Raw genomic sequence first — 25,587 nt, forward strand, 5'->3', positions numbered from 1 at the left:
ACTCAGGCGGAGGCGATGAAGTAGATGACGATACCGATCAGGGCCAGCACCTCGGTGAGCACGAAGGTGGCGTAACCGATGCCCTGCAGCTTGCTCTGGGCCTCCGGCTGACGCGCGGTGCCGTTGATCACCGCGGCGAAGATCAGGCCCACACCGATGCCGGGGCCGATCGCGCCCAGGCCGTAGCCGATCGCGGCGAGGCCCTTGTTGATGCTGACGGCTTCGGCGGCCTGCTGGGCCAGAACGATGTTGCTCACGAGCGTTTCCCTTCACTTCGGTCCGCGCACTCACGCGGATCGGGGTCTTTAGGTGTTCTCAGTGCTCCGACGCCAGCGCGGCGCCGATGTACCCCGCGGACAGCAGGGCGAAGATGTACGCCTGGAGGCATTGGATGAACGCCTCCAGGAACGTCAGGCCGATGGCGAAGATCCACGCCACCAGCGACACCGGCTTCAGCGCGATGCTCGAGGTCTCGGTCAGCAGGAAGGAGCCGCCGAGGGTGAAGACCGCCAGGATCAGGTGTCCCGCGAACATGGCGGCGAAAACACGGATGGCGAGCGTGAGCGGGTTCAGGAAGAACTTCTCCGCGAACTCGATCAGCGCGTACAGCGGAAGCACCGCGCCGGGGACGCCGGCGGGCGCGAGTTCCTTTTTGAAGTACCCGCCGAGCCCGTGCTTCTTGATCCCGACGTAGTGGTACATCGGGTAGACCACGAGCACCGACAACGCGATCGGGAACCCGAACCGCGCCATGGTGGGGAACTGCAGGAACGGGATGACCCCGTAGAGGTTGTTCAGCAGGATGAAGGTGAACAACGCGAAGATCACCGGCACGAAGCGCTGGAAGTCTTTCGAGCCGATCTGCTCGCGGGCGATGTTGTTGCGCGCGAAGTCGTAGATGCCCTCGGCCACGAACTGGCCTTTGGTCGGCACCACCTTCAGCTTGCGCGTCGCCAGCAGGAAGTACCCCGCGATGATGATCACCGAGAGCACCACCAGAAGCATCGGCTTCGTGACGAAGCCGAACAACGGCGGCAGCTCAAAGCTTTCGGCGCCAGGGGGCGCGAAGGTCGCACCCTCGGTCAGTACCAGCGCGGCCACTGGGCTCCTCCCGGTTCTCCCGGCCGGCGTTCACTCCGCCGGGGGAATCGTCACGATCTGGACTTAACGTACCCGATACGCATCGGGACGCCGGAGGCGGCGGTACCCACTGTGCGCGGAGCCGGCTTGCCGGTCTGCGCACGAGGGATGTCTCGCGTGAACACTGCCCTGCGGTCTACTTCGGACCAGCTTGGGATGAGGCGGAACCATCCGGTCGCCACACTGCTGATCGCGGTTCGTCGTCGGGAGTGCGCGGCCGAGACCGCCACCCATGACGCGGACCATACCAGCAGGTCAATCACTGCCGTACAGGCGTACTCCTAACCAGCCGAACGGTCCAGGACCTAGGTCCCGAATCCGGCTGGGACCCTTGTCCCGAATCCGTCAATTCGAGGCGGGAATGATGGTCGGGATACGCGCTTTGCGGAATGTCGCGAACTCCACGGCGGCGGCCACGAGAATGGCGACGATCATCGTGATCCCGAGCGAAAGCGGGTGCAGCACGGTGACGCCCTTGAGCAGAGTGAGCGCGAGGAACAGCAGGATGACCTTCGCCGCGTAACCGCCGAGCGCGATGAGCATCACCAGCGACGGGTCCTGTCCGGCGGATACCTTCATCATGCCCAGCGTCGAGAGCGAGGCGACCATCGCGAGCACGCCGCCGACCAGGGCCCCGAGGAAGCCGTGCAGTCCGTTGAGGACGGTGAAAAGCACAATGCAGACCAGGATGAACGGCGGGGTGAACAGGAGCGAGGCCCGCGTCATCGAGCGCGCCAGCTGGCGCACCGGAGCGGCGTGCGGGTTCTCCGGAGCTTTGGCCTGAGCCGCTGCCTGGGACGTCTCGGGCGTCGTCTCGGGCGTCTCGGTGTCGCTCACTGCATTCGCTCCTCGTTCGGTTCGACCCGCCAGTATAGACCGCCCGAAGTCTCAGACGCCGTGGCGGTGCCGGGAACGCAGTCGCGGCACCAGTGAAACGAGCACCGCGACCACCAGTGCGGCGCCAATCGCCCAGAACACGACGGGGCTGTCGAAAATCGTGAGGGAGACCGCGCCGAAAGAGAGAATTCCGGCCCACAAATAGATCAACAGCACCGCGCGCCGTTGCGAATGGCCGATTTCCAGCAAACGGTGGTGCAGATGCATTTTGTCCGCGGCGAACGGGCTCTGCCCGCGCCGCGTGCGCCGGACGACGGCCATCACGAGGTCGAGCACCGGCACGAAAAGCACCGCGACGACGACCACCAGCGGGGACAGCAGGGCCAGCGCGTCCGAGGCGGAGAACCGGGTGTAGTTGACCCGTCCGCTCGCCGAGGTGGTGGCTCCGGCGAGCATCAGGCCGATCATCATCGATCCGGAGTCGCCCATGAAAATTTTGGCTGGCTGGAAGTTGTACGGGAGGAAACCAAGACACGCCCCGGCGAGCGCGGCGGCGATGAGCGCGGGCGGGTACGAGCCGAAGTCGCCGCCCGCGTTGTCGAGCAGGCCGAGCGAGAAGACGCAGGTGGCCGTCGCGGCGATGAAGCCGAGCCCGCCGGCCAGCCCGTCGAGGCCGTCGACGAAGTTCATCGCGTTGACCATGACGACGACCATGACGACGGTCAGCAGCGCCCCCTGGTTCTTGTCCAGCACCAGCACCGAGCCGATGGAATCGCCGTTTCCGCCCCACGGCACCCAGAACGACACCCACTGCACGCCGAAGATGACGAGGATCCCGGCGCACATGACCTGTCCGGCGAGCTTCGTCCACGCGTCGAGTTCGAACCGGTCGTCCAGGATGCCGATGAGCGAGATGACGCCCGCCGCGAGCAGCACGCCGACCGCGTCGTAGGAGACGTCGAAACCGTGGCTGAGCGCGGGAAGCTGGTGCGCGAGACCCATCGCCGCGGCGATCCCGAGGTAGATGCCGACGCCGCCCATCCGCGGGATCGGCTTGACGTGCACGTCGCGTGCGCGGGGGTTGGCGATCGCACCGATCCGGATGGCCACGCGCCGTACGACGCCGGTCAGCAGATAGGTCACCGCGGTCGCGGTCAGCGCGACGAGCAGGTACTCCCGGATCGGGAGAAGTCCTTGGACTACAGGCATGACCGCGTCACGCCCGCCGGGAGGTCGGAGTCACCGCGCCACGCTACCGCGCCCGCGTGCGGCCCCGGTGAACGGCAGTCGCTTGCCCGGCTCAGTCCAGCGTCTCCTCGGCGACGCCGATCACCTCGGCGATGGCGGCCTTCGTGACCGCGCCCTCGCGCAGCACCACCGGCTTGTCGCCGGTCAGGTCCACGATGGACGACGCCACGGCTTCGCCGCTCGACCCGCCGTCGAGGTACACCGACACCGAATCGCCGAGCTGCTCCTGAGCTTCCTCGGCGGTCGAGGCGGGCGGACGGCCGGAGACGTTCGCGCTCGACACCGCCATCGGGCCGACGTCGCGAAGCAGCTCCAGCGCGACCGGGTGCAACGGCATCCGCAGCATCACCGTGCCGCGCGAGTTGCCGAGATTCCACTGCAGACTCGGCGCGTGCGGCAGCACGATCGACAGATCGCCGGGCCAGAACGCCTCGATGAGCGCCCGCGCCTGCGGCGGAACGCCGAGCACCAGACCGTCCACAGTGGACCAGGAACCGACGAGAACGCCGACCGGCATGTCCGGGCCGCGGTTCTTCGCCCGCAGCAGCGCCTGGACGGCGCCGGAGTCGAACGCGTCGGCGCCAATGCCGTACACCGTGTCCGTCGGCAGGACGACCAGCCGGCTAGACCGCACCGCGGCGGCCGCCGCGGACAGGCCTTCGGCTCGGGATTCGCGCTTGCCGCAGTCGTAGACCGCACTCATGACGGGCAGCCTATCCCCCGGCGTGCGGGGGTTTGGGGCGCCCCGAGGTGGGAAGGGGTGCCGGGGCGGGGCGCCGGAGTGAGGCGGGTGCCAGGGCGGGGCGAGGTGCCGGAGTGAGGCGAGGTGCCGGAGCGGGACGAGGTGCCGGAGCGAGGCGAGGCACCCGAGTGGGGCGAGGCGCCGGGATGGGCGGGGGTGCCGGGATTGAGGGTGCGGATCGGGGCGGGTTCCGGGATAGGGCGAGATGCGGGGATCTCGCGCCGCGCGGGCTGACCCGGCTCCGACCGGGCGATGGTGAAGGGCTCGGGCGAAGGGGCGGCGCGGTGAAGGTCCGTGAAGAGCCCCTTGAGGGAATCTGATTCCCTCAAGGGGCCCTTCACGGACGGCTGCGAGAGCAGGGCCGCAAGCCGAAAGGTCAGCGGCCGCAATCAGCAATCAGCGGCCAGCAATCAGCGGCCAGCAGTCAGCGGTCAACTGCCGTAACTGGCCTGCTTGACCGCGAACACGTTCCGGTTCCCCGCCCCCTCCTGCAGGGACCACAGCAGATCCGCGTCCTTCGGGTCCTCCCAGTACGAGATGCTCTCCCCGCTGCTCACCCAGGCGTGCGTGGCCGGGGCCGCCGTCGGGGTCCAGTAGTAGAGCTGTTTCTGAGTGGAGGAGTTGAACCACCAGCGGCCGTTGTGCGAGGCGACGCCGTTGAGGTTGTACCAGGGCAGCTGCAGCGCCTGGCTCGCCGTCGTCGAGGCGGCGAACGTCGTCGCTCCCGGGGCGAACGGGAAGCGGACCGCGCGCGGCGGGCGGTTCGGGTAGTCGGTGCAGTCGGCCTTGCAGGTGTACTCGGTCATCACGATCGACTTGCTCACCCGGTCCAGCGAGATGCTCGACCAGGCCAGGTTCGTGCCGGACGTGGTGTGCGCGGCGACCGTGCCGACCTGCGGCAGGACGTAGCGGTAGTTGTGCGCGTAGTACTGGCCGCCGGAAAGGCCGATCTGGTCAGCCGTGCCGCCCGAGTTGACCTCGAGGATCTTGCGCAGGTCGAAGACGCGCATGCCACTGCCGGTGTCGGCGACGTACAGGTAGTCGCCGTACCAGGAGACGCCGCCGGCGTGGATCGGGATGTCTTTGTAGTTCGGCGAAGCGGTGGTGCCGGTGGGTTCGACGAGCAGGATCTTGCGGTACTTGTTCGGGTACGTCGCGTCCCAGTCGGCGAGCGTGATCCGGCTGCGGACCTGTTTGCCGCCGCATTTGTCGCGCGTGTACCAGCTGACCGCGACGAGCTGGTGGCCGTCGTAGTTGCCGCCGTTGTCGCCGCCGACCGCGTCGCGGCTGGTGGTGATGCCCTGCGGGTAGTTGGTGCAGTCGGTGTTGTCGCCGTCGTCGAAGCGGAATCCGCCGGCGAGACCGGCCGGGTTGAAGGTCGACGGCAGCGGTTTGCGGTCGTGGTTTGCGTTGTCCATGACGGTGTGCACCGGCACGGTGTGCAGCTTCGACGAAAGACCGGAGTAGGCCGCGTCGTACTTGTGGTAATCCGAGGTCAGCGTGTATTCGCTGGCGGGCAGCGTGGTCGGTCCGGCCGCGGCGGACGCGTTGGTCGCGCTCGCGGTCAACGCCGTGGCGGCGATGAGCGCGGCGCCGCATCCGGCGGTGATTCGATGACGCAAGAACATGACTCCCCCAGAAGTCTGATTGTTCGGCCGCCCCAAGGTAGGGGCTCGCTCGGCGCGGGGGCAAGCAGTTGCCGCCCAGCCGAAAGGCGCCATCCGCCGGGTGGACGGATGGCGCCTTTCCGGGTTCAGAATCCGATCGCGGTACAGGCGGTGGTGGTGGTCTTCGCCGGGTCGGCGATCGACGTCGCGGTCAGCCGGACGCGAGCGGTGTGCGGCGCGTTCGCCGAACGTTTCGCGTACGCCTGGATTTGCGTCGAGCTGCCGAACTTGGCGGTGGCCAACGCGTTCGGCAGCCGGACTTCCCAGCCCCGGGTGTCGGTGGACGCGGTCAGCCGGTAGGTGTCCTGGTCGTAGGGAGCTGCCGCGCCGCGTGCCGAGCCCTGGTTCGAAAGGCGGAAGTCGCAGGTCGCCAGCCCGCCGTGGGTGAAGGCGGGCAGTGCGGGCCACAACCACGCGCCGCGCGCCTGCGGTCCGGCGCCGTCGAGCGACGCGACGGTGACCGTGTACGACAGCACGCCCCGGCTGTCCCGGTCGAGGTCGGTGACGAGGAACCGCAAGCGGTTGGCCTCGTCGGTGTACTCGTAGCCGCTGGCCGCGCCGGTGCCCGCCTTGAACGTGGCGTCGTTGAGCTGCCGGTAGTCGCCGACGGTGATCTTGACCGGGGTGCCGTCCGAGCGGACGTAGTCGGTCAGGCCGATGTCCTGCGGGTTCGCGTCCACGATCCACTCGAACGGCGCGGCGTCCCGGCTCTTGGTCTTGGCCAGCAGGACGCCGGAGTCGGGAGCGAACGAGTCCGATCCCATCCGGTCGATGACTTCGACGCTGTAGTGGTCGTACCCGCCGCCGTCGCATTTCGGGTCCTTCGCCGGATCGCACTTGGGCGAACGGTCGCCGCCGGTGAGCGCGATCGTGACGCCCGCGTACGCGCCGGGCGCGGGCTCCGCTTCCCGAGCGGTCACGCGGGCGGTGACCGGACCGGTCGTGGCGAGCTGGTTCCGGTCGAGGGTCAGTACGGCTTTCGGATCGACGATGCCGAGCTTGAGTTTGTTGCGCAGCATGTGGTGCGCGCCCATCGAACCGCCTTCGGTCGCCGGGATCTGCCAGCGCGTGTGCGGGCCGCCGGGACCGTTGAAACTGCCGCGCGACAACATTTCCCACGGTCCGGTGTACGAGCGCCGGGGCGGGTTGCCGAACGGGTTGTTGTAGTTGTCGCCGATGCCGAGGATGTGGCTGAACTCGTGTGCGAACACGGCCTGGCCGGAGCTTTCCCCCTGGGTCGAGGAACCGTCGGCCGCGTTGGGCCAGATGCTCGCCGCCGAGGCCCACGACGTCCACGGCACGTACCGCGTGTGCGCCCAGTTCTGGTCGCCCGGTTTGCTGCCCGGCGGGCCGAATTCGGCGGGCACGTTCTCCTTCGAGCCGAACTTCATCTCGCCGAATTCCTGCCACGTCGAGCTTTCGTCCTGGCCCGCGGAGAGGAAGAAGATGAAATCGAACTGGTCGGCGACCGGGCCGACGTCGGCGCGCCACGCGTCGCCCGCGTCCTTGCGCAGGTCGCGGGTGCAGTCGGCGTTCGCCGGGCAGTCCTCCGGCTGCATTTCCATGCCGTACTCGAAGGATTTGCCGGGCATCCGGTAGGGGCCGAACGCGGTGAGGTCGACGCCGAAGCGGCCGCCGGAGTCCTCCATCCAGTACTCGTTGATGGTGTGGCCGTGGTTCAAGGTTTCGGGTTTGTTGAGGAAATCCTGGTAGTGCTGCGCGACTTTTTCGCGCGGCAGATTGCTCGCCGACGGCGTCGGATTGCCGAAGACGGTCGAATGCGGCGGCTTCGTGACGACGAAATCCTCGTCCGGGTAGTCGGCCAGCACGACGGCGCCCTTGAACTTGCGCACGGTCGGTTTCAGCGACGGGTCGGCCCAGTTGGTGCCGGGCACGTGGCGGTAGTCCTGCCAGGTCATGCTCGCCTGGTCGGCCCAGTGCGCGGAGTCCAGCGCCGCGGGCCAGCCCTGGGTGAGCGGATCGGCCGCGGCGGTCCCGGCGAACAGCGCGGGCGCCAGTGCCGCGACCGCCACGACTACGGCGACGCGGCCGCGAGCGGTCCGGGCGCGGGCAGTGCCGAGGCGGGTCGTCCAGGCGCGGGTGGTCCCGGCGCGGGCAGTGCCGAGACCGGTCGTCCAGGCGCGGGTGGTACGAGCAGCGTCGAGGCGGGTGCTCCGGACGCGAGCGGTCCGGGCGATGCCGAGGCGGGTGGTCCGGGTGCGGTGATCCCGGCGGGGTAAGGGGGATCTCATCCTCGCTCCTCACAGTCCGCCGGTCCGCCCGGCGGTCCCGAGGCCCGACGCTAACGGTGATCGTTAGGCGCGCGAACGAAATCCACCCCGCTGCCGCACGACGAAAGTCGGGCAAGACAGGGGCAAAGGTGCGAATGGCGCAGTGCCGCCGTCCGCGAGGGGTGCCCGGGTGAAGTCCGTGAGGGCCACCTTCAGGGACTCTGATTCCCTCAAGGCCCCCCTCACGACCCGCTGCTGTCCGTGAGGGGACCCCTGAGGGACTTGGATTCCTCAAGGAGCCCTTCACAGACCTTCGGTGAGCAAGAAGAGCGTCAGCCCAGTCGACGGGCGGTGACGAAGCGGGCTCGGCCCGTGTAGTCCGGGTGGTCCTCGACGCCGGTCAGCACCCGGCGCGCCCGTACCAGCGCGGGCACCGCCGAACCGTGCGTGTCGTCGTGTTCGATCGCCAGGCCGCCGCCCGGGCGCAGCAAGCGCGCGGCGGCGGCGATCGCGTGTCGGATCACCGCCAGGCCGCTTTCCTCCGCGAAGACCGCGCGCGCTGGGTCGTGCTCGCCGACCTCTGGCGGGACCGGCGTGCCCTCCGGCACGTACGGCGGGTTGCAGAGCACCAGATCCACGAGACCGTCGAGCTCGGCGAACATCGTCGGGTCGGCGATGTCGCCGGAGTAGAGCCGGATCGGCGTGTTTCCGGCCGCGGTGTGCACGTCGGCGTTGTGCCTGGCCCAGGCGAGCGCCTGCGGGTCGACGTCGACCGCGTAGACCACCGCGTCCGGGCGTTCGTGCGCGAGCGCCAGCGCCAGCGCGCCGGAACCGGTGCACAGGTCGACCACCACCGGGTATTCGCGGCCCTGCAGGAACTTCACGCCCCATTCGAGCAGCAGTTCGGTTTCCGGGCGGGGGACGAACACGCCCGCGCCGACGTTGACGGTGATGTTGCCGAGCGCGGCCCAGCCGGTCAGGTACTGCAGCGGGATCCGCTTGGCGCGCTGCGCGACCAGCTGCCCGATCGCGTCGATCACCGGCGGGTCGACCAGCGGCACCATCGGCAGCCTGCCCCGTTCGACGCCGAGGACGTGCGCGGCGATGAGATCCGCGTCCGACCGCGGCGATTCCACGCCCGCCTCGGTGAGGATCCGGGTGGCCTCCATGATGGCCAGGCGCAGCGGCTGCCGATTCACTGGTCGTCCTTCACTCGTCGAAACTGCCCCCAACGGGGGTGCTGCTCAGCGTATCGACCCCCGCCCGCGCGGGCCTCACGCCTGGCCGAGATACCCGGACAGGACTTCGCGCCGCTGGGCGAGATCCCCGATCCGGCGCTCCACTTCGGCCAGTTCCCCGCGCAGCCTGCGGACCAGGTCGGGGCACAGGTCGAGATGCGCGGCGGGACCGCTGGCGCAGTCGAGCATCCCGGCGATCATCTCCGTGGTCAGGCCCGCGGCCAGCAGTTTCCGGATCTGCAGCACGCGGACGACGGCGTCCTCTCCGTACACCCGGTACCCGCTCGTGTTGCGCGTCGAGGACAGCAGCCCCTGCTCGCCGTAGTAGCGCAGCAACCGCGGCGCCACGCCGGTGCGCTGCGCGAGTTCGCCGATCAGCATCCGATTCTTCCCCTGCGTCTGGCCTTCACACTGGTGTCAATCCTTAACGTCGCGAACATGACAGAACATTTCGCGCCTCTCGTTCTCGGACAGGGCCCCGGCCTGCTGCTCGCGCACGGCGCGGGCGGCGGCGTACGCGCCAACTTCGGTCCGCTGCTGGACGATCTCGCCCGCACGCACACCGTGGTCGGGGCCGATTACCCCGTCGCGGGCGGCACGCTCGACGAATTCGCCGACGGCCTGGTCGCGACCGCCGTCGACGCGGGCGTCGAGAGGTTCACGGTGCTCGGCTACTCGCTCGGCACGGCCGTCGCGGTCCGCGCGGCTACCCGGCACCCCGACCGCGTGACCGGGCTCATCCTCACCGCCGGCCTCGCCCGGCCGGATGCGCGGATGGAGCTGGCGCTGGATCTGTGGGCGCACCTGCTGGAGGGCGACCGCACCCTGCTCGCCAAGTACCTGATGCTGCTCGCGACGAGCGAGCCGTTCCTCGCCGCGCTCACGCCCGAGCAGCTCACCGCGGCGGTCGCCGGGCTGGCCGAGTCGGTGCCCGAGGGCACGGCGAAGCAGGTCGAGCTGGTCCGATCCGTCGACACCCGGGCGGAACTGGCGTCGATCGCGGTCCCGACGCTGGTGATCGCCACGACTCTGGACGTCCTCGTGCCGCCGAGGCACTCGCACGAGCTGGCCGACGGCATTCCCGGCGCGGAGCTGGTCGAGATCGCGTCCGGGCACGGCATCACCGACGAAGCGCCGGACGCCTGGCTCACCGCGATCCGGAAGGTCCTGCGATGAGCCGCCAGGTCGTCCTGCCGAACGAATCGCCCGACCTGACCCCTCGACGCCTCGCCGACCTCGCGCGACTGGCCGAGGAGCTGGGGTACGAATCCGTCTGGCTGCCGGACCATGTGCTGCCGCCGGAACCGTTCGGCGAGGTCTTCGGCGGGGTGTACGAACCGCTCGCGACGCTCGCTTACCTGGCCGCCGCGACCGAACGCGTGCAGCTGGGCACGTCGGTGGTGATCGTGCCGCTGCGCGAGCCGTATCTGCTGGCCAAGCAGGCCGCGACGATCGACCGGCTGTCCGGGCACCGGCTGGTGCTCGGCGTCGGCGCTGGGTGGAACGAGCCGGAGTTCGCGGAGATCGGCGCGGATTTCGCTCGGCGCGGCGCGGTGCTGGACGAGACGCTTTCGCTGCTGGACCAGCTGTTCACCACCGGACGGGGCCGGGCTGGCGGGTATTTCGAACCTCGGCCGCGGCGGCGGATCCCGATCCTGGTCGGCGGGAACTCGACGGTCGCGCTGCGCCGCGCGGTCCGGGCCGGAGACCAGTGGCTCAGTGCGGGCCTCTCGCCGGGGGCTTTCGCGGAACGGGTCGCGACGCTGGCTCGGCTCGATCCGGAGCGGCGCGTGCGGCGGATCGCCCGGCAGCAGTTCAGTCAGGAGCTGAGCTCGGCCGTCGAGACCTACCGGGCGTATCGGAAGGCGGGCGCGGACGCGGTGGCCGTGCACTTCGGGAGTGACGAGGGATACGAGGAGCGGATGGCCGCCTTCGCTGACGCGACCTCGTGAGTGCCTATCCCGGTTGGAACCGCGATAAACGCTCACGAGCCCGGCGCCTCCTTGGCCCCGCGTCGGTCCCCTCTAGACTCCGGCCGGTGAGATCCAGGGACCTGCGCTTCGGCCTCGGGGTATTCGTCGCCTCGCTCGGACTGTTGCTGCTGCGGTTCCTGGTGCCCCGTCCGGTCGGCATGGCCGACAACGGCGACGGCTGGCGATTGCTGTGCCAACTCGGCGGGCGGCAACTGGACCGGCCGTCGGAAGGGTTCGTCCGGTTCAGTTACGGGTCCGCGCCGCCGTGCGATTCCGCCTACGTCTCGAGCCAGACCTGGCTCGACTGGGCAGCGGGCAAGATCGGCGCGCTGTTCGGTGCCTCCGGTGTGCTGAATCTGCTGGTGCTCGGCGTGCTCACCTGCGTGCTGGTCGCGGCGGCGATCACGGTCACCGTGCTCGGTCTCGACCTGAACCGGCGAAACCGGCTGATCGCCACGGTGTTGCTGCTGCTCGTGATGGGCGACTCGGCGTTCTTCGGCTACTTCGCGTCGGTGCTCAGCGAAGGCGCGGCGTTCCTCGGCGTCCTGCTGATCTGCGGTGGCCTGTTCTTGTTGCACCGCACCGGAAAGCTGCGCTGGGCCGGTGCGGCGGTGACTGTCCTCGGCGGACTCATCGGGATCAACGCCAAATCGCAGACCCTGTTGCTCATCCCGCTTTTCGCGCTCGCGCTGCTGCTGGCCCGGCCGTCCGGCGCGCACGGGCGGAAGCGCTGGGTGCTGCCGCTCGCGGTGCTCGCGATCGTCGGCGCGGGCACCCTGGCGATCCAGTCCCAGGGAGACCCGGCCAACGCGGAATACCGCGAGGCCAACATGTACCACGCGATCTTCGACTCCATTGTGGACGGAAAGCACGACACGAAGGCCGACCTCGCCGCGCTCGGGCTGCCGGAATCGTTCGAACAGTACGTCGGCACCGGCTGGTGGGGCGAGCGCGCGGCCTGGCACGACCCGCTTTACCCGCGGTACAAAGACAAAATCAGCCGCCGCAACGTGCTGCACTACTACGCGACGCATCCGGCCCGGACGGCGGAAATCCTGCAGCAGGGCGGGGTCGACGCTCTCACCGCGCGCCCGGAGAACCTCGGCAGCTTCGGCGAACTCTCCGGACAGCCGCGGCTGGCCAAGGAATACCGGGTGCCGGTGTTCTCCGGGCTCGCCGCACTGATCGCGCCGCTCGGGTTGTTCGCGCTGGTGCCGATTTGGGTGCTCGTCGGCTGGGCCGGGGTGCGCGCGTTCCGTCGTGGTCGGCGCGAGTACGGGATTGTCGCGTTCCTGCTGGTGTTCTTCGCGGCGGGACAGCTTGGACTGTCCGCGTTGGGCGAAGGCATCGAAGGCGTGAAGCACCAGCTGCTGACGTTGTTCCCGACTGTGCTGGCCGTGGTGTTCGCGGTCCTCAGCCTGCTCCCCCGCGCGGAAACCGAGCCGGAGCGCACTAAGGATCCGAGCGCCGAGGAAATCCCTGCCGCAGTCTGAGAATCAGCCCGACTGCGAAGCGAGCCGCTCCTCCCGGTCGGCGGTGGCCAGCGCGTCCAGCACGCCGTCCAGTTCGCCGTCCAGGACCTGGTCCAGGTTGTACGCCTTGTAATTCACCCGGTGGTCCGAGATCCGGTTCTCCGGGAAGTTGTACGTCCGCACCCGCTCCGAACGGTCCACCGTCCGCACCTGCGAACGGCGCGCGTCCGAGGCCTTCGCCGCCGCCTCTTCCTCGGCGACCTGCTGAAGCCGCGCCTGCAGCACCTGCAGCGCCCGCGCGCGGTTCTGGATCTGCGACTTCTCGTTCTGGCACGACACGACGATCCCGGTCGGCAGGTGCGTGATCCGCACCGCCGAGTCGGTGGTGTTGACGCTCTGCCCGCCGGGGCCGGAAGACCGGAACACGTCGATGCGCAGGTCGTTCGGGTCGATTTCGACCTCGACCTCTTCCGGTTCCGGGTAGATCAGCACGCCGGACGCGGACGTGTGGATGCGGCCCTGCGATTCGGTGGCGGGCACGCGCTGCACGCGGTGCACGCCGCCCTCGAACTTCAGCCTCGCCCACACGCCTTCGACGTCCGCGGTCTTGCTCTTGAGAGACAGCGTGACGTCCTTGTAGCCGCCCAGGTCCGACTCCGTCGAGTCGAGCACCTCGGCCTTCCAGTTGTGCCGTTCGGCGTAGCGCAGGTACATCCGCAGCAGGTCGCCGGCGAACAGCGCGGATTCCTCGCCGCCTTCGCCGGATTTGATCTCCATGACGACGTCGGAACCGTCGTACGGGTCGCGCGGCAGCAGGAGTTCGGTGAGTTTCGCTTCGAGCTGCGGGATTTTCGCCGCCAGCTCGTCGGCCTCGGCGGCGAACGCCGCGTCCTCGGGCGCGAGTTCCTTGGCCGCGGAAAGATCGTCGCGGGTCTGGTCCAGCTCGCGCACCGCGCGCACGACCGGGCTCAGCTCGGCGTAGCGGCGGCCCAGTTTGCGGGCCTGTGCCTGGTCCGCGTGCACCGCCGGGTCGGCGAGCTGCTGTTCCAGCCGCGCGTGCTCGTCGAGCAGCCCCTTGAGCGAACTCGAATCCACTTCGCCGTCTCCCTCTCGCGAAACAAGCCCGGACAGAACAACGGCGCCCACCCGGGCGTGCGGGTGGGCGCCGTCGGACAAGCTACTTGGCGTCGGTCTTCTGCTGACGCTTGCCGTAGCGCTTCTCGAACCGGGCAACCCGGCCACCGGTGTCCATGATCTTCTGCTTGCCGGTGTAGAAGGGGTGGCAGTTCGAGCAGATCTCGACGTGGATCTGACCCGACTCCTTCGTGCTGCGGGTGACGAAGTTGTTCCCGCAGTTGCACGTGACGGTCGTGGTCACGTATTCGGGGTGAATACCGCTCTTCATGGTGTCCTCTCTCGTTGGCCCCGGGTCCCCAGTGCGGGGTGAACCGGTGCCGGACTTCAGCGGGTCATTCTGCCAGACGTGCTGGCAAGGGCTTCAACACACCCCGGTGACCAGGTATTCCGCCGCCGGACGCGACGGTGGGTAGTGAAGGACATTCGCATTGTACGGATTTTGTACCTGATGGCGTGAAGCTGGCCGAGTTCGTGAATCGCTCACTTACTGGAGGTCCGGACATGCGCACGACCGACCTGCTCACCCGGCTCGCGAAGCCGGCCGCCGTGCTGGCACTGGCCGCTTCCGCCGCGGTCTTCGCGCCCGCCGCGAACGCCGCCGACGGGATCACGACGGCGGACGTGAACCCCGCCGCGGGCACGTTCTCCGAGCTGTCCGAGGCGAATCTGACCGGCGCCGCCGACGGCACCCCGGCCGGTGCCGTCGCTTGGTACAAGGCGCACGCCGGGAGCACCGGGTGGGAGCACTACTGCGAGAAGGCCGCCGAGAATTCTTACGGCACCACTGGGGTTTGGGCGTCCGCCAACGCACATTGGAACGGGGCCAGCCCGAAGCACACGAGCGGCAAGCCGCCCGCTGGTTCGTTCGTGTACTGGAACATCAGCGCCTACGGCCACGTCGGCATCGCGGACGGCAACGGCGGGTTCTACGCCACCAGCGTCGGCGGCAAGATCGGCCACGGCAGCTCCACGAGCTACTTCAACAACTACCGCGGCTGGACCCCGGCCGCTGTCCCCCGCCACTGAGCTTTCTCCCCGCGCCACCTCCCCGGTGCGGGGAGAAAAGTCCGTGAAGGGAACCCTGAGGGAATCAGGGTCCCTTGGGGTTCCCCTCACGGACGGCGGGAGTCGTGAGGGGAACCCTGAGGGAATCAGAGTCCCTGAAGGTGGCCCTCACGGACCGCGAACGCACCCGGCCCGCCCCCGAGGTGATGGGGGCGGGCCGGGTGCGTTGAAGCGAAACTCAGTCGTCGTCTCCGCCGCCGAGGGCGGTCTTCGAGACCTGCATCAGGAATTCGATGTTGGTCTTCGTCTTGCGCAGACGCGAGATCAGCAGGTCGATGGCCTGCTGCGAGTCCAGCGCGTGCAGCACGCGGTGCAGCTTGTGCGTGACCGCGAGCTCGTCCGGCGAGAGCAGCAGCTCTTCCTTGCGGGTGCCGGACGGGTTGACGTCGACCGCCGGGAACACGCGGCGCTCGGAGATCTTGCGGTCCAGCTTGAGCTCCGCGTTGCCGGTGCCCTTGAACTCCTCGAAGATCACCGTGTCCATCGTGGACCCGGTCTCCACCATCGCGGTCGCGAAGATGGTGAGCGAGCCGCCGTTCTCGATGTTGCGCGCGGCGCCGAGGAAACGCTTCGGCGGGTACAGCGCGGTCGAGTCGACACCACCGGACAGGATCCGGCCCGACGCGGGCGCGGCCAGGTTGTAGGCCCGGCCCAGACGGGTGATCGAGTCGAGCAGGACGACCACGTCGTGGCCCATCTCGACCAGGCGCTTGGCCCGTTCGATGGACAGCTCGGCGACCGAGGTGTGGTCGGACGGCGGGCGGTCGAAGGTGGAGGCGATGACCTCGCCCTTCACCGACCGCTGCATGTCGGTGACCTCTTCCGGGCGCTCGTCGACCAGCACGACCATGAGGTGCGCCTCAGGGTTGTTGGTCGTGATCGCGTTCGCGATGTCCTGCATGATCGTCGTCTTGCCGGCCTTGGGCGGGGACACGATCAGCGCGCGCTGGCCCTTGCCGACCGGCATGATCAGGTCGATCACGCGGGTCGTGAGCTTGTGCGGCTCGGTCTCGAGGCGCAGCCGCTCGTTCGGGTACAGCGGGGTCAGCTTGGTGAAGTCGGGACGGCGCTTGGCCTCGTCCGGCTCCAGGCCGTTGATCGAGTCGACGCGCACCAGCGGGTTGAACTTCTGCCGCTGCTGCTCGCCCTCGCGCGGCTGGCGCACGACACCGGTGATCGCGTCGCCGCGGCGCAGGCCGAACTTGCGGACCAGCGACAGCGACACGTACACGTCGTTCGGCCCGGCCAGGTAGCCCGAGGTGCGCACGAACGCGTAGTTGTCGAGCACGTCCAGGATGCCGGCGACCGGCAGCAGGACGTCGTCCTCGCGGATCTCGGTGTCCGGCGCGCCGCCCTCGGCGCGGCCGCCGCCGGTGCCCCGGCGACGGCGGTCGCGGAAGCGGCGCCCGCGGCGGCCGCCTTCCTCGTCGTCGTCCTGCGGGCCGTTGTTGCGGTTGTCCCGGTTGTCGCGGTTGTCCTGCTGGTTCCGCTGCCGGTTGTCGCGGCTGTCCGGACGGTTGTCCTGGCCGCCGCGGTTGTCCTGGCCGCCGCGGTTGTCGCGGTTGCCGTCGCGGTTCTCGCGGCCGCTGTTGCTGTCCCGGCTGTCGCGGTTGTCCCGGCTGTCGCGGCTGTTGTCGCGGTTGCCGCCCTGGCGGTCGCCGCGCTGGTCGCGCTGGCCGTCGCCCCGGTTCGCGCCGCCCCGGCGACGCCGGTTGCGGCCGCCCTCCTCGGACTGGCCGTCGGACTGGCCCTCGGAACGGTCGTGCCGCTCCGGGCGCTCCTGCGCGGCCGGCTTCCCGTCCTGCGCGGTCTCCGCCTTCGGGGCCTCGGCCTTGGGGGCCTCCGCCTGGACCGGCTCGGCCTTCGGCTCCGCCTTGGGAGCCTCCGCCTTCGGCGCGTCGGCCTTGGCCCGGCGGGCGGGCTTCTCGGCCTTCTCCGCCTTGACCGGCTCGCCGACGCCGTCGAGCGGCAGCGTCTCGGCGGCGGCGCGCTTCTTGCTCTTGCCCTGGCGCTCGCGGATCGCGGCGATCAGGTCCCCCTTGCGCATGCCGGTGGTCTCGCCCACACCCAGTTCGCCCGCCAGCTGGCGGAGCTCGGCGATGACCATTCCGGACAGGCCCCCGGTGCGGCGCTTCGGAGCGGCCGCGGCCCCATTGGTCTCAGCGGCCGCGGCGGGGGTCTCCACGTCGCCGCTCAACAGATCGGTGTTGCTCACACATGTCCTTCCTGACCGATCCACGTTCCAGGTGGATCAGCGGACTGCCGCCGGTAGCGAGACGGCTTCTGCCTCCGATGCGGACGGCTCGCGCCCAGCCGTGCGAGACACAGCGAAGCGCCGCCAGCACAGGGTGTTTGCCCCCTCCGGACGGAGAAAGCGGAATTCGGCACCGCCGGAACCGGAAACCCGCCTGCGTCCCTCCGCCTCCCGCGTGCCGGGCGGTGCGGAATGGGCGGATCGACGAAGGATGCGGACCGGAGCCGCCGCTAGGGGCGAACAGGCCCGGCATCGGGTGCGGAAACGCACGGTGATCGAACGCCCCCGAGGGTAGACCGCGCCCTGTCCGGGTGCAACAACCACCCCCCGCGTGGCGCACGCTGCCGCCCAGCCTGTGACCAGGTCGTCACCTGGCCACAACCTGCACTCCATCGCGGTCCACCGGCAATTCGGCGACGTCGAAGCCCGTAACGTCCACGCTGGGCGGGAGTATTCCCGTCAGAGTGAGAGCGAGCACAGTCGGCCCGGCCCCGGAGATCGTGGCGGGCACGCCGTGGGCACGCAGCGTGCGCACGAGTTCGGTGCTCGCCGGGTACGCCTCGGCGCGGTAATCCTGGTGCAACCGGTCTTCCGTAGCGGCCATCAGCAGCTCAGGCCGTTCGGTGACGGCCAGCACGGCGAGCGCCGCCCGTCCCGCGCTGTGCGCCGCGTCGGCGTGCGGCACCTGCTGCGGAAGCAGGCCGCGGGTGGTGTTGGTGGACGACTTCTCCGCGGGAACCGCGACCACCGGCCGGATCGCCGGGTTCGGCTCCACGCGTTCGGCGCGGAACCGGCCGTCCTCGGACCACGCCACCACGAGCCCGCCGAACAGGCTCGCCGCCGCGTTGTCCGCGTGGCCCTCGAACTCGGCCGCGAGCTGGAGCGCGTCGGCGTCGAGCGGACGCTCCGCCAGCGCGTAGCCCAGCGCCACGCCGGTCACCACCGCGGCCGCCGACGACCCGAGGCCGCGCGCGTGCGGAATGCTGTTGTGGCAACGAAGGTGCAGGCCGGGCGGCCGGACGTCCAGGTGCTCGCAGGCCCGCCGGAGCGCGCGGACCACCAGATGGGACTCGTCGGTCGGCACGTCCTCGACGCCGCCCGCGCCCGCGTCGAGCACCTCGATCTTCAGGCCGCCCTCGGTGACCTGCAGTTCGACCACGTCGTAGCGGGACAGGGCGAGGCCGAGCGCGTCGAATCCCGGGCCGAGGTTCGCCGTGGACGCCGGGACCGTCGCGCGGAACCCGCTCATCGCAGGTCCAGCGCCGCCGCCACGGCCGTCGGGTCGACCGCGAGCGGTTCCACCTCGACGTTGCCCTCCAGCGCCGTGGCCGGGTCCTTCAGGCCGTGCCCGGTGACCGTGCAGACGACCTTCGCGCCCTTCGGCAGCCGTCCGTCCGCCGCGGTGGCCAGCAGGCCGGCCACGCTCGTCGCGGACGCGGGCTCCACGAAGACACCCTCGCGACGGGCCAGCAGCCGGTACGCCTCAAGGATCTTCTCGTCGGTGATCGCCTCGAACAGGCCATTCGATTCGGCGCGCGCGTGCACCGCGCCGTCCCACGAAGCCGGGCTGCCGATGCGGATCGCGGTCGCGATGGTGTCCGGGTCGGAAACCGGTTCGCCGTGTACCAGCGGCGCGGCGCCGGCGGCCTGGAAACCGAACATCCGCGGGGTGTTCTTGACCACACCGTCGGCCGCGTACTCCGAATAGCCCTTCCAGTACGCGGTGATGTTGCCCGCGTTGCCCACCGGGAGGCAGTGCACGTCGGGGGCCACGCCGAGCACGTCGCAGATCTCGAACGCCGCCGTCTTCTGTCCGGCGATGCGCACCGGGTTGACCGAGTTGACCAGGGTGACCGGATAGTCCGCCGCGGTCTTGCGGGCGAGTTCGAGGCAATCGTCGAAGTTGCCGTCCACCTGGAGGATCCGCGCGCCGTGCAGCACCGCCTGGGCGAGCTTGCCCATCGCGATCTTGCCTTGCGGCACCAGCACCGCGCAGGTGAGCCCGGCCCGCGCGGCGTACGCGGCGGCCGAGGCCGACGTGTTGCCGGTGGACGCGCAGATCACCGCTTTGAGACCGCTGGCCAGCGCGTGCGTGATCGCCACGGTCATCCCGCGGTCCTTGAACGAGCCGGTCGGGTTCGCGCCCTCGACCTTCAGGTACACCTCGGCTCCAGTCAGCTCCGACAGGTGCGCGGCGGGCAGCAGCGGGGTGTCGCCCTCGCCGAGCGTGACCACGTGCGCCCCGTCGGGGACCGGAATCCGGTCGCGGTACGCCTCGATAATTCCCGGCCACGCACTCATGCGTCTTCGCCTTCCACGCGCATCACACTGACCACCTCGTGCACCACATCGAGTTTCGCGATTTCGTCCACAGTGGACTGCAAGGCCGCGTCGGGCGCGAGGTGAGTCACCACCACGAGGCTCGCGGTGTCGTTCGCGTCGCGCTGGCGCACCGCGGCGATGCTCACGCCGTGCGCCGCGAACGCTTGCGCCACCTGGGCGAGCACACCCGCGCGGTCCGCGACGTCGAGGCTCACGTGGTAACGCGTCGGCGTCTGGCCCATCGGCCGCACCGGCAGCGCGGCGTGCGCCGATTCGCGCGGGCCGCGGCCGCCGAGCACCTGGTTGCGCGCCACCGCGACGAGATCGCCGAGCACCGCGCTGGCGGTCGGCGCGCCGCCGGCACCCTGGCCGTAGAACATCAACTCGCCGGCCGCGTCCGCCTCGACGTAAACCGCGTTGAACGCGCCGCCGACCCCGGCCAGCTGGTGGCTGCGCGGAATCATCACCGGATGCACGCGGGCGGACACCGATTCCGCACCGTCGTCCGCCGTCACCCGTTCGCAAATCGCCAACAGTTTCACCGTGCGGCCAAGCGTTCGCGCGGCAGCGAGGTCGGACGCCGTGACGTCGGCGATGCCTTCGCGGTGCACGTCTTTCGCGGTGACCCGGGAGTGGAACGCCAGCGAGGCAAGGATCGCGGCCTTCGACGCGGCGTCGTAGCCGTCGACGTCCGCCGTCGGGTCCGCCTCCGCGTAGCCGAGCCGGCTCGCCTCGTCGAGCGTTTCGGCGTAGCCCGCGCCGGTGGCGTCCATCGCGGAGAGGATGTAGTTGGTGGTGCCGTTGACAATCCCCATCACGCGGGTGATCCGGTCGCCCGCCAGCGATTCGCGCAACGGGCGCAGCAGCGGGATGGCCCCGGCCACGGCGGCCTCGAAGTACAGGTCGACGCCGGCCGCGTCGGCCGCCTCGAACAGCTCGGCCGAATGCTCGGCGAGCAGCGCCTTGTTGGCGGTGACCACGGATTTGCCCGCGTTCAGCGCGGTGAGCAGCCAGCTGCGCACCGGGTCGATCCCGCCGACCAGCTCGACCACGACGTCGACGTCGTCGCGCGCCACGAGCGCGGCCGCGTCGTCGGTGAGCAGTTCGGCGGGCAGCTCCGGGTGTTTGTCCGGGCGCCGCACCGCGATGCCGACCAGTTCCACCGGCGCGCCCGCGCGGGCCGCCAGTTCGCTGGCCTCTTCGGTGAGCAGCCGGGCGACCTCGCTGCCGACCGTGCCGCAGCCGAGCATCGCGACCCGGATAGGCGCGCGGTCGGTGGGAGACGGGCTTTTCGGAGACGGGCTTTTCGGAGACACAGTGGACACTTCTCAAACCTCCAGGCGCAGCATGTCGTCCGTCGTCTCCCTGCGCAGCAGCAGCCGGGCGGCGCCGTTGCGCACGGCGACCACCGCGGGCCGCGGCAGCCGGTTGTAGCCGCTGGCCATCGCGTAGCAGTAGGCGCCGGTCGCCGCGACGGCCAGCAGGTCGCCGGGAGCCAGCGTGTCTGGCAGCCAGCAGTCTCGGACGACGATGTCGCCGGACTCACAGTGTTTTCCCACCACGCGAGACAACGCCGGGGTCACCGGCTCCTCGCCGTCGGAGGCGGACCGCGAAACCACGCGGCAGTCGTAGACCGCGTCGTAGAGCGCCGTGCGGATGTTGTCGCTCATGCCGCCGTCGACGCTGACGTACCGGCGGGCGGTCTCGTCGCCGAGCGCGACGTCCTTGATCGTGCCGACTTCGTACAGCGTGAACGTGCCCGGGCCGGCGATCGCGCGGCCCGGCTCGCCCGCGATGCGCGGCACCGGAAGCTCGGCGTACGCGCATTCCTTGCGGACGATCTCGCGGATCTGCGTGATCATCTGCGAGGGCGGCGGCGGGTTGTCCTTTTCGGTGTAGGCGATACCGAAACCGCCGCCGAGGTCGACGACGTTCATCTGCTCCAGCAGTTCCGGCCCGTGCTCCTTGGCCAGTTCCGCGAGCAGCCCGACGACGCGGCGCGCGGCCACCTCGAACCCGTCGGCGTCGAAGATCTGCGAACCGATGTGGCTGTGCAGGCCGATCAGCTTCAGCGACGGCGCGTTCAGCACCCGGCGCACCGCCTCGGCGGCGTCGCCGGAAGCCAGCGAGAAACCGAACTTCTGGTCCTCGTGCGCGGTCGCGATGAACTCGTGCGTGTGCGCCTCGACGCCGACCGTCACCCGGACGAGCACCTTCTGCTCGATCCCGTGCGCGGCGGCGATTTCGGCGAGCCGGGCGATCTCGTAGTACGAGTCGACCACCACGGTGCCGACGCCCGCTTCGACGGCCGCGTCCAGTTCGGCGACCGATTTGTTGTTGCCGTGGAACGTGATCCGCTCCACCGGGAAGTCCGCGCGCTGCGCGACGGCCAGTTCGCCGCCGCTGCAGACGTCGAGGCTCAGGCCCTGTTCGGCCACCCAGCGGGCGACCTCGACGGACAGGAACGCCTTCGACGCGTAGTGCACGAGCGCCGGGTCGTCGAACGCCTCGGCGTAGTCGGCGCAGCGGGACTTGAAGTCCGCCTCGTCGACCACGAACAGCGGCGTTCCGTACGTCTGCGCGAGGTCGCGCACGTCGACGCCGGCGATCCGCACGACGCCGTCGGCGGCGCGATAAACGTTGCGCGGCCACACTTTCGCGGGCAGCTGGTCGAGTTCGCCCGCACTCGCGGGCGGGAACCCGGAGGCGTCGGCATGGGGGTAGACGTCGGCGTGGCGGGGGCCCGCGGGGTGCGCCATTGTTTACATCCGTTCCGGAGCGGAGACACCGAGCAGCGACAGGCCGTTCGCCAGCACCTGGCGCGCGGCTTCGCACAGAGCGAGCCGGGCGTACGTGAGGGGGGTGGCCTCCTCGTCGCCCTGCGGGAGGACCCGGCCCACGGTGTAGAACTTGTGGTACGCGCCGGCCAGTTCCTCGAGATAGCGGGCCACGCGATGCGGTTCGCGCATCTCCGCCGCCCGCCGCACCACGGCGGGGAATTCGCCGATGGTGCGGATCAGGTCGCCTTCTGCAGGCAGGGTGAGCAGTCCGAAATCGACGTCCGAACCGGCCTTGAGCCCGAGGTCCGCCGCGCCGCGCCGCAGCGACGACAGCCGGGCGTGCGCGTACTGCACGTAGTAGACCGGGTTGTCGTTGGAATGCTTGCGCAGCAAGTCCAAATCGATGTCCAAAGAGGAATCGACGGAGTAGCGGATCAGCTCGTAGCGGGCCGGGTCGACGCCGACCGCCTCGACCAGGTCCTCGAGCGTGATCACGGTGCCCGCGCGCTTGGACATCCGCACCGGCTTGCCGTCGCTGACCAGGTTCACCATCTGGCCGATCAGCACCTCGACCGTGGCCGGGTCGTCGCCGAACGCCGCGGCGGCCGCCTTGAGCCGCGCGATGTAGCCGTGGTGGTCCGCGCCGAGCATGTAGATGCACAGGTCGAAACCGCGGTTGCGCTTGTCCTTGAAGTAGGCCAGGTCGCCCGCGATGTAGGCCGGGTTGCCGTCCTTCTTGAGGACGACCCGGTCCTTGTCGTCGCCGTACTCGCTGGACTTGAGCCACCAGGCGCCGTCGGCGAAGTAGAGGTTGCCGGAGTCCTTGAGCTGTTGCACCGCCGCGTCGACCGCGCCCGATTCGTGCAGCGAGTTCTCGTGGAAGTAGACGTCGAAGTCGGTGCCGAACTCGTGCAGGCTCTGCTTGATCTGAGTGAACATCAGCTCGATGCCGATGCGCCGGAAGGTCTCGTGCCGCTCGGTCTCGGGCAGGCTCAGCGCGCTCGGCTCGGCCTTGATCACCTCGGCCGCGATGTCGCTGATGTAGCCGCCCGCGTAGCCGTCCTCCGGCGCGGGCTCGCCCTTCGCGGCGGCGATCAGCGAGCGCACGAAGCGGTCGATCTGCGCGCCGGCGTCGTTGAAGTAGTACTCGCGGGTGACGTCCGCGCCCTGCGCGCCGAGCACCCGGCCCAGCGCGTCGCCGACCGCGGCCCAGCGCGTGCCGCCGAGGTGGATCGGGCCGGTCGGGTTCGCGGAGACGAACTCCAGGTTGATCCGGCGCCCGGCCAGCGCGTCGCCGCGGCCGTACGCCGCGCCCGCGGCCAGCACCTGGCGCACGACCTCGCCCTGCGCGTCGGCGGCGAGCCGGAAGTTGAGGAAGCCCGGTCCGGCGACCTCGGCCGCGGCCACCCCGTCCGCTCCCGCGACGACCTCCGCGAGCGCCTCGGCGAACTCGCGCGGCTTAAGCCCGGCTTTCTTGGCCACCTGCAGCGCGAGGTTGGTCGCGTAGTCTCCGTGGTCCGGGTTGCGCGGGCGTTCGATGGTCACGGTCTCCGGCAGCACGGCGGCGTCGACGCCGCGTGCGGCGAGGACCTGCTCGGCGGAGCTGCGGACCAGATCGGCGAGAGCGGCGGGAGTCACTCGCCGGATTCTAGGTGCGCTCCGGCCGCGCGGTCGCGGCGGTACAGGCTGGCGAGACGGCGGGCACACCGGAGACGGATGTTCCGCTCGCCGGGGCGCCTCGCGGGTGCTCACGGTGATCGCACGCCCGGTCTCTACACTGGGCTACCGGCAGGGATCCGTCCGGCTCCCTCCCCCGCTCTCACGAGGAGATCTCGGCAATCATGGCCAACGGGACCACCAAGAAGAAGGGCTCGGGCGCGTCCGCGGTCAAGGCGGCGAAGAACCGCTCGGTCGTCGCGGGCAAGGGCACGCCCTGGGGCACCATCATCGGCGTCGTCGTGGTGGTCGCCCTGCTGGCCGGCGTCATCGTCTACTACCTGCAGGCCTCCGCGCCCAAGCGCGACCAGGCCTCCCGGGACGAGGCCGCCGCCGCGTTCGCGCCGACCGCGAGCAATCCGGACCCGTCGAAGAAGATCCCCGGCGTGATCACCAAGCAATACACCGGTTCGGTGCACATCCTGCCCACCGAACGGGTGGCCTACGACCAGAGCCCGCCGTTCGGCGGCCCGCACGACGGCTACTGGGCCACCTGCACCGGCGTCGTCTACCCGGCCGCGGTGCGCAACGAGAACATGGTGCACGCGCTCGAGCACGGCACGGTGTGGATCGCCTACAACCCGGACCAGGTCAAGGGCGACCAGCTCCCGCTGCTCGAGGCGCGGGTCAAGGGCAAGCCGTACACGATGATGTCGCCCTACCCCGGCCTGGACAAGCCGATCTCGCTGCAGTCGTGGGGCCACCAGCTGAAGCTGGACAGCGCCGACGACCCGCGCATCGACCAGTTCATCGCCGCGCTGCGGACCAACCCGAACGGCGTGTACCCGGAGATCGGCGCCTCGTGCGACGCGCTCGGCAAGGGCATGTTCGACCCGAGCAACCCGCCGAAGTTCGACCCGAGCAAGCCGGGCAAGGACGCGAAGCCGATGGACTACAAGGGCAGCACCGGGGCACAGAGCGAGCAGGGCGGCATGCCGGGGACCCCGCCGGCCGGGCAGTGACCGTGGGCCGTTCCGAAAACCACGCTGATCAGGCGGAGACGGGCGGAGTCGAATCCGTCCCGTCCTCCGCCGGGAGCACTGAGACCGCCGAGTTCGCCGAGGAGGCCGCTCCGGCGGAGCGGACCGGCTGGTCCCGGTGGGTGGTCATCGGCGGCACGCTGATCGCCGTGCTGCTGGTCGGGGCCGCGATCGGCGTCTTCGCGACGCGGCTCACCGACGGCAGCGACGCGGTGCCCGCGACGCCGGGAGCGGGTTCGGTCGAGGTCGGCTTCGCCCAGGACATGTCGGTGCACCACCTGCAGGCCGTCACGATGGCCGGCTGGGCACGCGATCACTCCACCGACCCGGAGATCCGCCAGCTCGCGTTCGACATCGAGCGCACGCAGAACGAGCAGATCGGGCGGATGAAGGGCTGGCTCATGCTGTGGGACCAGCCGGAGCAGGCGACCGGCGCGTACATGACGTGGATGACCGAGCCGATGGGCCACGCGGGCATGCAGATGCCGACCAGCAGCCCGGCTGGCGGCGCGCCGATGCCGGGCATGGCCACCGACGCGGAGATCGCGAAGCTGCGCACGCTGTCCGGCCGCGCGCTGGACGTCGACTTCCTTCAGCTGATGCTGCGCCACCACCAGGGCGGCGTCGCGATGGCCGAGTACGCGCAGGACCACACGTCCAACAACGCGGTGAAAGCGTTGTGCCGCAGCATGTTGGTGTCTCAGGGCGCGGAGATGGACCAGATGAAGATCATGCTGAAGGGGCGGGACGCACAGCCTCTGCCCGCCCCCTGACGCTCCTCGAAA

At 69.9% G+C, this 25,587-nt stretch carries 23 protein-coding genes; 6 read left to right on the forward strand and 17 right to left on the reverse strand.

Annotated features, from left to right (window positions below):
• Positions 1-2: 2 nt before the first annotated feature.
• The 9 genes from ACZ7SW_RS43700 to ACZ7SW_RS43740 form a co-directional block, all read right to left on the reverse strand.
• Positions 3-257: an ATP synthase subunit c family protein gene (locus tag ACZ7SW_RS43700; protein ID WP_037815373.1), complete on the reverse strand. Its 255-nt coding sequence runs from the start codon at positions 255-257 to the stop codon at positions 3-5.
• A gap of 58 nt (positions 258-315) precedes the next feature.
• Entirely contained in the window at positions 316-1,101 is a 786-nt protein-coding gene (gene atpB / locus ACZ7SW_RS43705; RefSeq protein ID WP_344271433.1) for a F0F1 ATP synthase subunit A, read from the reverse strand.
• Between the two features lie 384 nt (positions 1,102-1,485).
• Positions 1,486-1,977 carry a hypothetical protein gene (locus tag ACZ7SW_RS43710; RefSeq protein WP_370934641.1) on the reverse strand — a complete coding sequence of 164 codons (492 nt, stop codon included), beginning with the start codon at positions 1,975-1,977 and terminating at the stop codon, positions 1,486-1,488.
• A 51-nt stretch (positions 1,978-2,028) separates the two neighbouring features.
• A complete protein-coding gene (locus ACZ7SW_RS43715) occupies positions 2,029-3,186 on the reverse strand; it encodes a glycosyltransferase family 4 protein (RefSeq protein ID WP_470236265.1) in 1,158 nt (385 codons plus the stop codon).
• 91 nt (positions 3,187-3,277) lie between these two features.
• Entirely contained in the window at positions 3,278-3,928 is a 651-nt protein-coding gene (locus ACZ7SW_RS43720; RefSeq protein WP_354743953.1) for an L-threonylcarbamoyladenylate synthase, read from the reverse strand.
• A 470-nt stretch (positions 3,929-4,398) separates the two neighbouring features.
• On the reverse strand, positions 4,399-5,595 hold the full coding sequence (locus ACZ7SW_RS43725; protein WP_470236266.1) for a hypothetical protein: 1,197 nt from the start codon (positions 5,593-5,595) through the stop codon (positions 4,399-4,401).
• A gap of 125 nt (positions 5,596-5,720) precedes the next feature.
• The gene (locus tag ACZ7SW_RS43730) at positions 5,721-7,886 is read right to left on the reverse strand and encodes a M6 family metalloprotease domain-containing protein (RefSeq protein WP_470236267.1); all 2,166 of its coding nucleotides are present in this window, start codon (positions 7,884-7,886) and stop codon (positions 5,721-5,723) included.
• Between the two features lie 311 nt (positions 7,887-8,197).
• Positions 8,198-9,064: a peptide chain release factor N(5)-glutamine methyltransferase gene (prmC, locus tag ACZ7SW_RS43735; protein WP_470236268.1), complete on the reverse strand. Its 867-nt coding sequence runs from the start codon at positions 9,062-9,064 to the stop codon at positions 8,198-8,200.
• 75 nt (positions 9,065-9,139) lie between these two features.
• Positions 9,140-9,484, reverse strand: a complete 345-nt coding sequence (locus tag ACZ7SW_RS43740) for a MerR family transcriptional regulator (RefSeq protein WP_470236269.1) — start codon at positions 9,482-9,484, stop codon at positions 9,140-9,142.
• Between the two features lie 57 nt (positions 9,485-9,541).
• On the opposite strand from ACZ7SW_RS43740, the gene ACZ7SW_RS43745 reads away from it, so the two are divergent.
• The 3 genes from ACZ7SW_RS43745 to wsfD all read left to right on the forward strand — a co-directional run bounded on the left by ACZ7SW_RS43745 (position 9,542) and on the right by wsfD (position 12,569).
• Positions 9,542-10,279, forward strand: a complete 738-nt coding sequence (locus ACZ7SW_RS43745) for an alpha/beta fold hydrolase (protein ID WP_470236270.1) — start codon at positions 9,542-9,544, stop codon at positions 10,277-10,279.
• Complete coding sequence (locus ACZ7SW_RS43750) at positions 10,276-11,055, forward strand: TIGR03619 family F420-dependent LLM class oxidoreductase (RefSeq protein ID WP_470236271.1); 780 nt, start codon at positions 10,276-10,278, stop codon at positions 11,053-11,055. Before ACZ7SW_RS43745 ends, ACZ7SW_RS43750 begins: the two co-directional genes overlap by 4 nt.
• Before the next feature lie 86 nt (positions 11,056-11,141).
• Positions 11,142-12,569 (forward strand): glycan biosynthesis hexose transferase WsfD, encoded by a 1,428-nt coding sequence (gene wsfD / locus ACZ7SW_RS43755; RefSeq protein WP_470236272.1) that lies wholly within the window; start codon positions 11,142-11,144, stop codon positions 12,567-12,569.
• 3 nt (positions 12,570-12,572) lie between these two features.
• Here wsfD and prfA read toward each other — a convergent pair whose 3' ends face one another.
• Entirely contained in the window at positions 12,573-13,643 is a 1,071-nt protein-coding gene (gene prfA / locus ACZ7SW_RS43760; protein ID WP_470236273.1) for a peptide chain release factor 1, read from the reverse strand.
• Positions 13,644-13,725: 82 nt separating this feature from the next.
• Positions 13,726-13,953: a 50S ribosomal protein L31 gene (rpmE, locus tag ACZ7SW_RS43765; RefSeq protein WP_043832086.1), complete on the reverse strand. Its 228-nt coding sequence runs from the start codon at positions 13,951-13,953 to the stop codon at positions 13,726-13,728.
• A 233-nt stretch (positions 13,954-14,186) separates the two neighbouring features.
• Here rpmE and ACZ7SW_RS43770 point away from each other — a divergent pair, with 233 nt between their 5' ends.
• Positions 14,187-14,711: a CHAP domain-containing protein gene (locus tag ACZ7SW_RS43770; protein WP_470236274.1), complete on the forward strand. Its 525-nt coding sequence runs from the start codon at positions 14,187-14,189 to the stop codon at positions 14,709-14,711.
• 217 nt (positions 14,712-14,928) lie between these two features.
• Here the strand turns inward: ACZ7SW_RS43770 and rho are convergent, their stop codons facing one another.
• The 6 genes from rho to argS all read right to left on the reverse strand — a co-directional run bounded on the left by rho (position 14,929) and on the right by argS (position 23,744).
• Entirely contained in the window at positions 14,929-16,965 is a 2,037-nt protein-coding gene (gene rho, locus ACZ7SW_RS43775; protein ID WP_470236275.1) for a transcription termination factor Rho, read from the reverse strand.
• Between the two features lie 406 nt (positions 16,966-17,371).
• Positions 17,372-18,253, reverse strand: a complete 882-nt coding sequence (thrB, locus tag ACZ7SW_RS43780) for a homoserine kinase (RefSeq protein ID WP_470236276.1) — start codon at positions 18,251-18,253, stop codon at positions 17,372-17,374.
• Positions 18,250-19,305, reverse strand: a complete 1,056-nt coding sequence (gene thrC, locus ACZ7SW_RS43785) for a threonine synthase (RefSeq protein WP_470236277.1) — start codon at positions 19,303-19,305, stop codon at positions 18,250-18,252. Before thrC ends, thrB begins: the two co-directional genes overlap by 4 nt.
• On the reverse strand, positions 19,302-20,576 hold the full coding sequence (locus ACZ7SW_RS43790) for a homoserine dehydrogenase (RefSeq protein ID WP_470236294.1): 1,275 nt from the start codon (positions 20,574-20,576) through the stop codon (positions 19,302-19,304). The genes thrC and ACZ7SW_RS43790 overlap by 4 nt, the downstream gene beginning before the upstream one ends.
• A gap of 78 nt (positions 20,577-20,654) precedes the next feature.
• Positions 20,655-22,085: a diaminopimelate decarboxylase gene (gene lysA / locus ACZ7SW_RS43795; RefSeq protein WP_470236278.1), complete on the reverse strand. Its 1,431-nt coding sequence runs from the start codon at positions 22,083-22,085 to the stop codon at positions 20,655-20,657.
• Between the two features lie 3 nt (positions 22,086-22,088).
• Complete coding sequence (gene argS, locus ACZ7SW_RS43800; protein ID WP_470236279.1) at positions 22,089-23,744, reverse strand: arginine--tRNA ligase; 1,656 nt, start codon at positions 23,742-23,744, stop codon at positions 22,089-22,091.
• 203 nt (positions 23,745-23,947) lie between these two features.
• Here argS and ACZ7SW_RS43805 point away from each other — a divergent pair, with 203 nt between their 5' ends.
• Both ACZ7SW_RS43805 and ACZ7SW_RS43810 read left to right on the forward strand, forming a co-directional pair.
• Entirely contained in the window at positions 23,948-24,784 is an 837-nt protein-coding gene (locus ACZ7SW_RS43805) for a DUF3105 domain-containing protein (RefSeq protein ID WP_470236280.1), read from the forward strand.
• A gap of 140 nt (positions 24,785-24,924) precedes the next feature.
• Positions 24,925-25,575, forward strand: coding sequence for a DUF305 domain-containing protein (locus ACZ7SW_RS43810; RefSeq protein WP_470236295.1), 651 nt, complete (start codon positions 24,925-24,927; stop codon positions 25,573-25,575).
• The last annotated feature ends 12 nt before the right edge of the window (positions 25,576-25,587 follow it).

The organism is Amycolatopsis sp. NPDC114484 (genome assembly GCF_055633755.1).

Coding starts and splice junctions, on each gene's coding strand:
- ACZ7SW_RS43715 (WP_470236265.1), bottom strand. CDS start 3,186: ATGCCTGTAGTCCAAGGACTTCTCCCGATCCGGGAGTACCTGCTCGTC.
- ACZ7SW_RS43720 (WP_354743953.1), bottom strand. CDS start 3,928: ATGAGTGCGGTCTACGACTGCGGCAAGCGCGAATCCCGAGCCGAAGGC.
- ACZ7SW_RS43725 (WP_470236266.1), bottom strand. CDS start 5,595: ATGTTCTTGCGTCATCGAATCACCGCCGGATGCGGCGCCGCGCTCATC.
- ACZ7SW_RS43730 (WP_470236267.1), bottom strand. CDS start 7,886: ATGAGATCCCCCTTACCCCGCCGGGATCACCGCACCCGGACCACCCGC.
- ACZ7SW_RS43740 (WP_470236269.1), bottom strand. CDS start 9,484: ATGCTGATCGGCGAACTCGCGCAGCGCACCGGCGTGGCGCCGCGGTTG.
- ACZ7SW_RS43745 (WP_470236270.1), top strand. CDS start 9,542: ATGACAGAACATTTCGCGCCTCTCGTTCTCGGACAGGGCCCCGGCCTG.
- ACZ7SW_RS43750 (WP_470236271.1), top strand. CDS start 10,276: ATGAGCCGCCAGGTCGTCCTGCCGAACGAATCGCCCGACCTGACCCCT.
- rpmE (WP_043832086.1), bottom strand. CDS start 13,953: ATGAAGAGCGGTATTCACCCCGAATACGTGACCACGACCGTCACGTGC.
- ACZ7SW_RS43770 (WP_470236274.1), top strand. CDS start 14,187: ATGCGCACGACCGACCTGCTCACCCGGCTCGCGAAGCCGGCCGCCGTG.
- thrB (WP_470236276.1), bottom strand. CDS start 18,253: ATGAGCGGGTTCCGCGCGACGGTCCCGGCGTCCACGGCGAACCTCGGC.
- thrC (WP_470236277.1), bottom strand. CDS start 19,305: ATGAGTGCGTGGCCGGGAATTATCGAGGCGTACCGCGACCGGATTCCG.
- ACZ7SW_RS43790 (WP_470236294.1), bottom strand. CDS start 20,576: ATGCTCGGCTGCGGCACGGTCGGCAGCGAGGTCGCCCGGCTGCTCACC.
- lysA (WP_470236278.1), bottom strand. CDS start 22,085: ATGGCGCACCCCGCGGGCCCCCGCCACGCCGACGTCTACCCCCATGCC.
- ACZ7SW_RS43805 (WP_470236280.1), top strand. CDS start 23,948: ATGGCCAACGGGACCACCAAGAAGAAGGGCTCGGGCGCGTCCGCGGTC.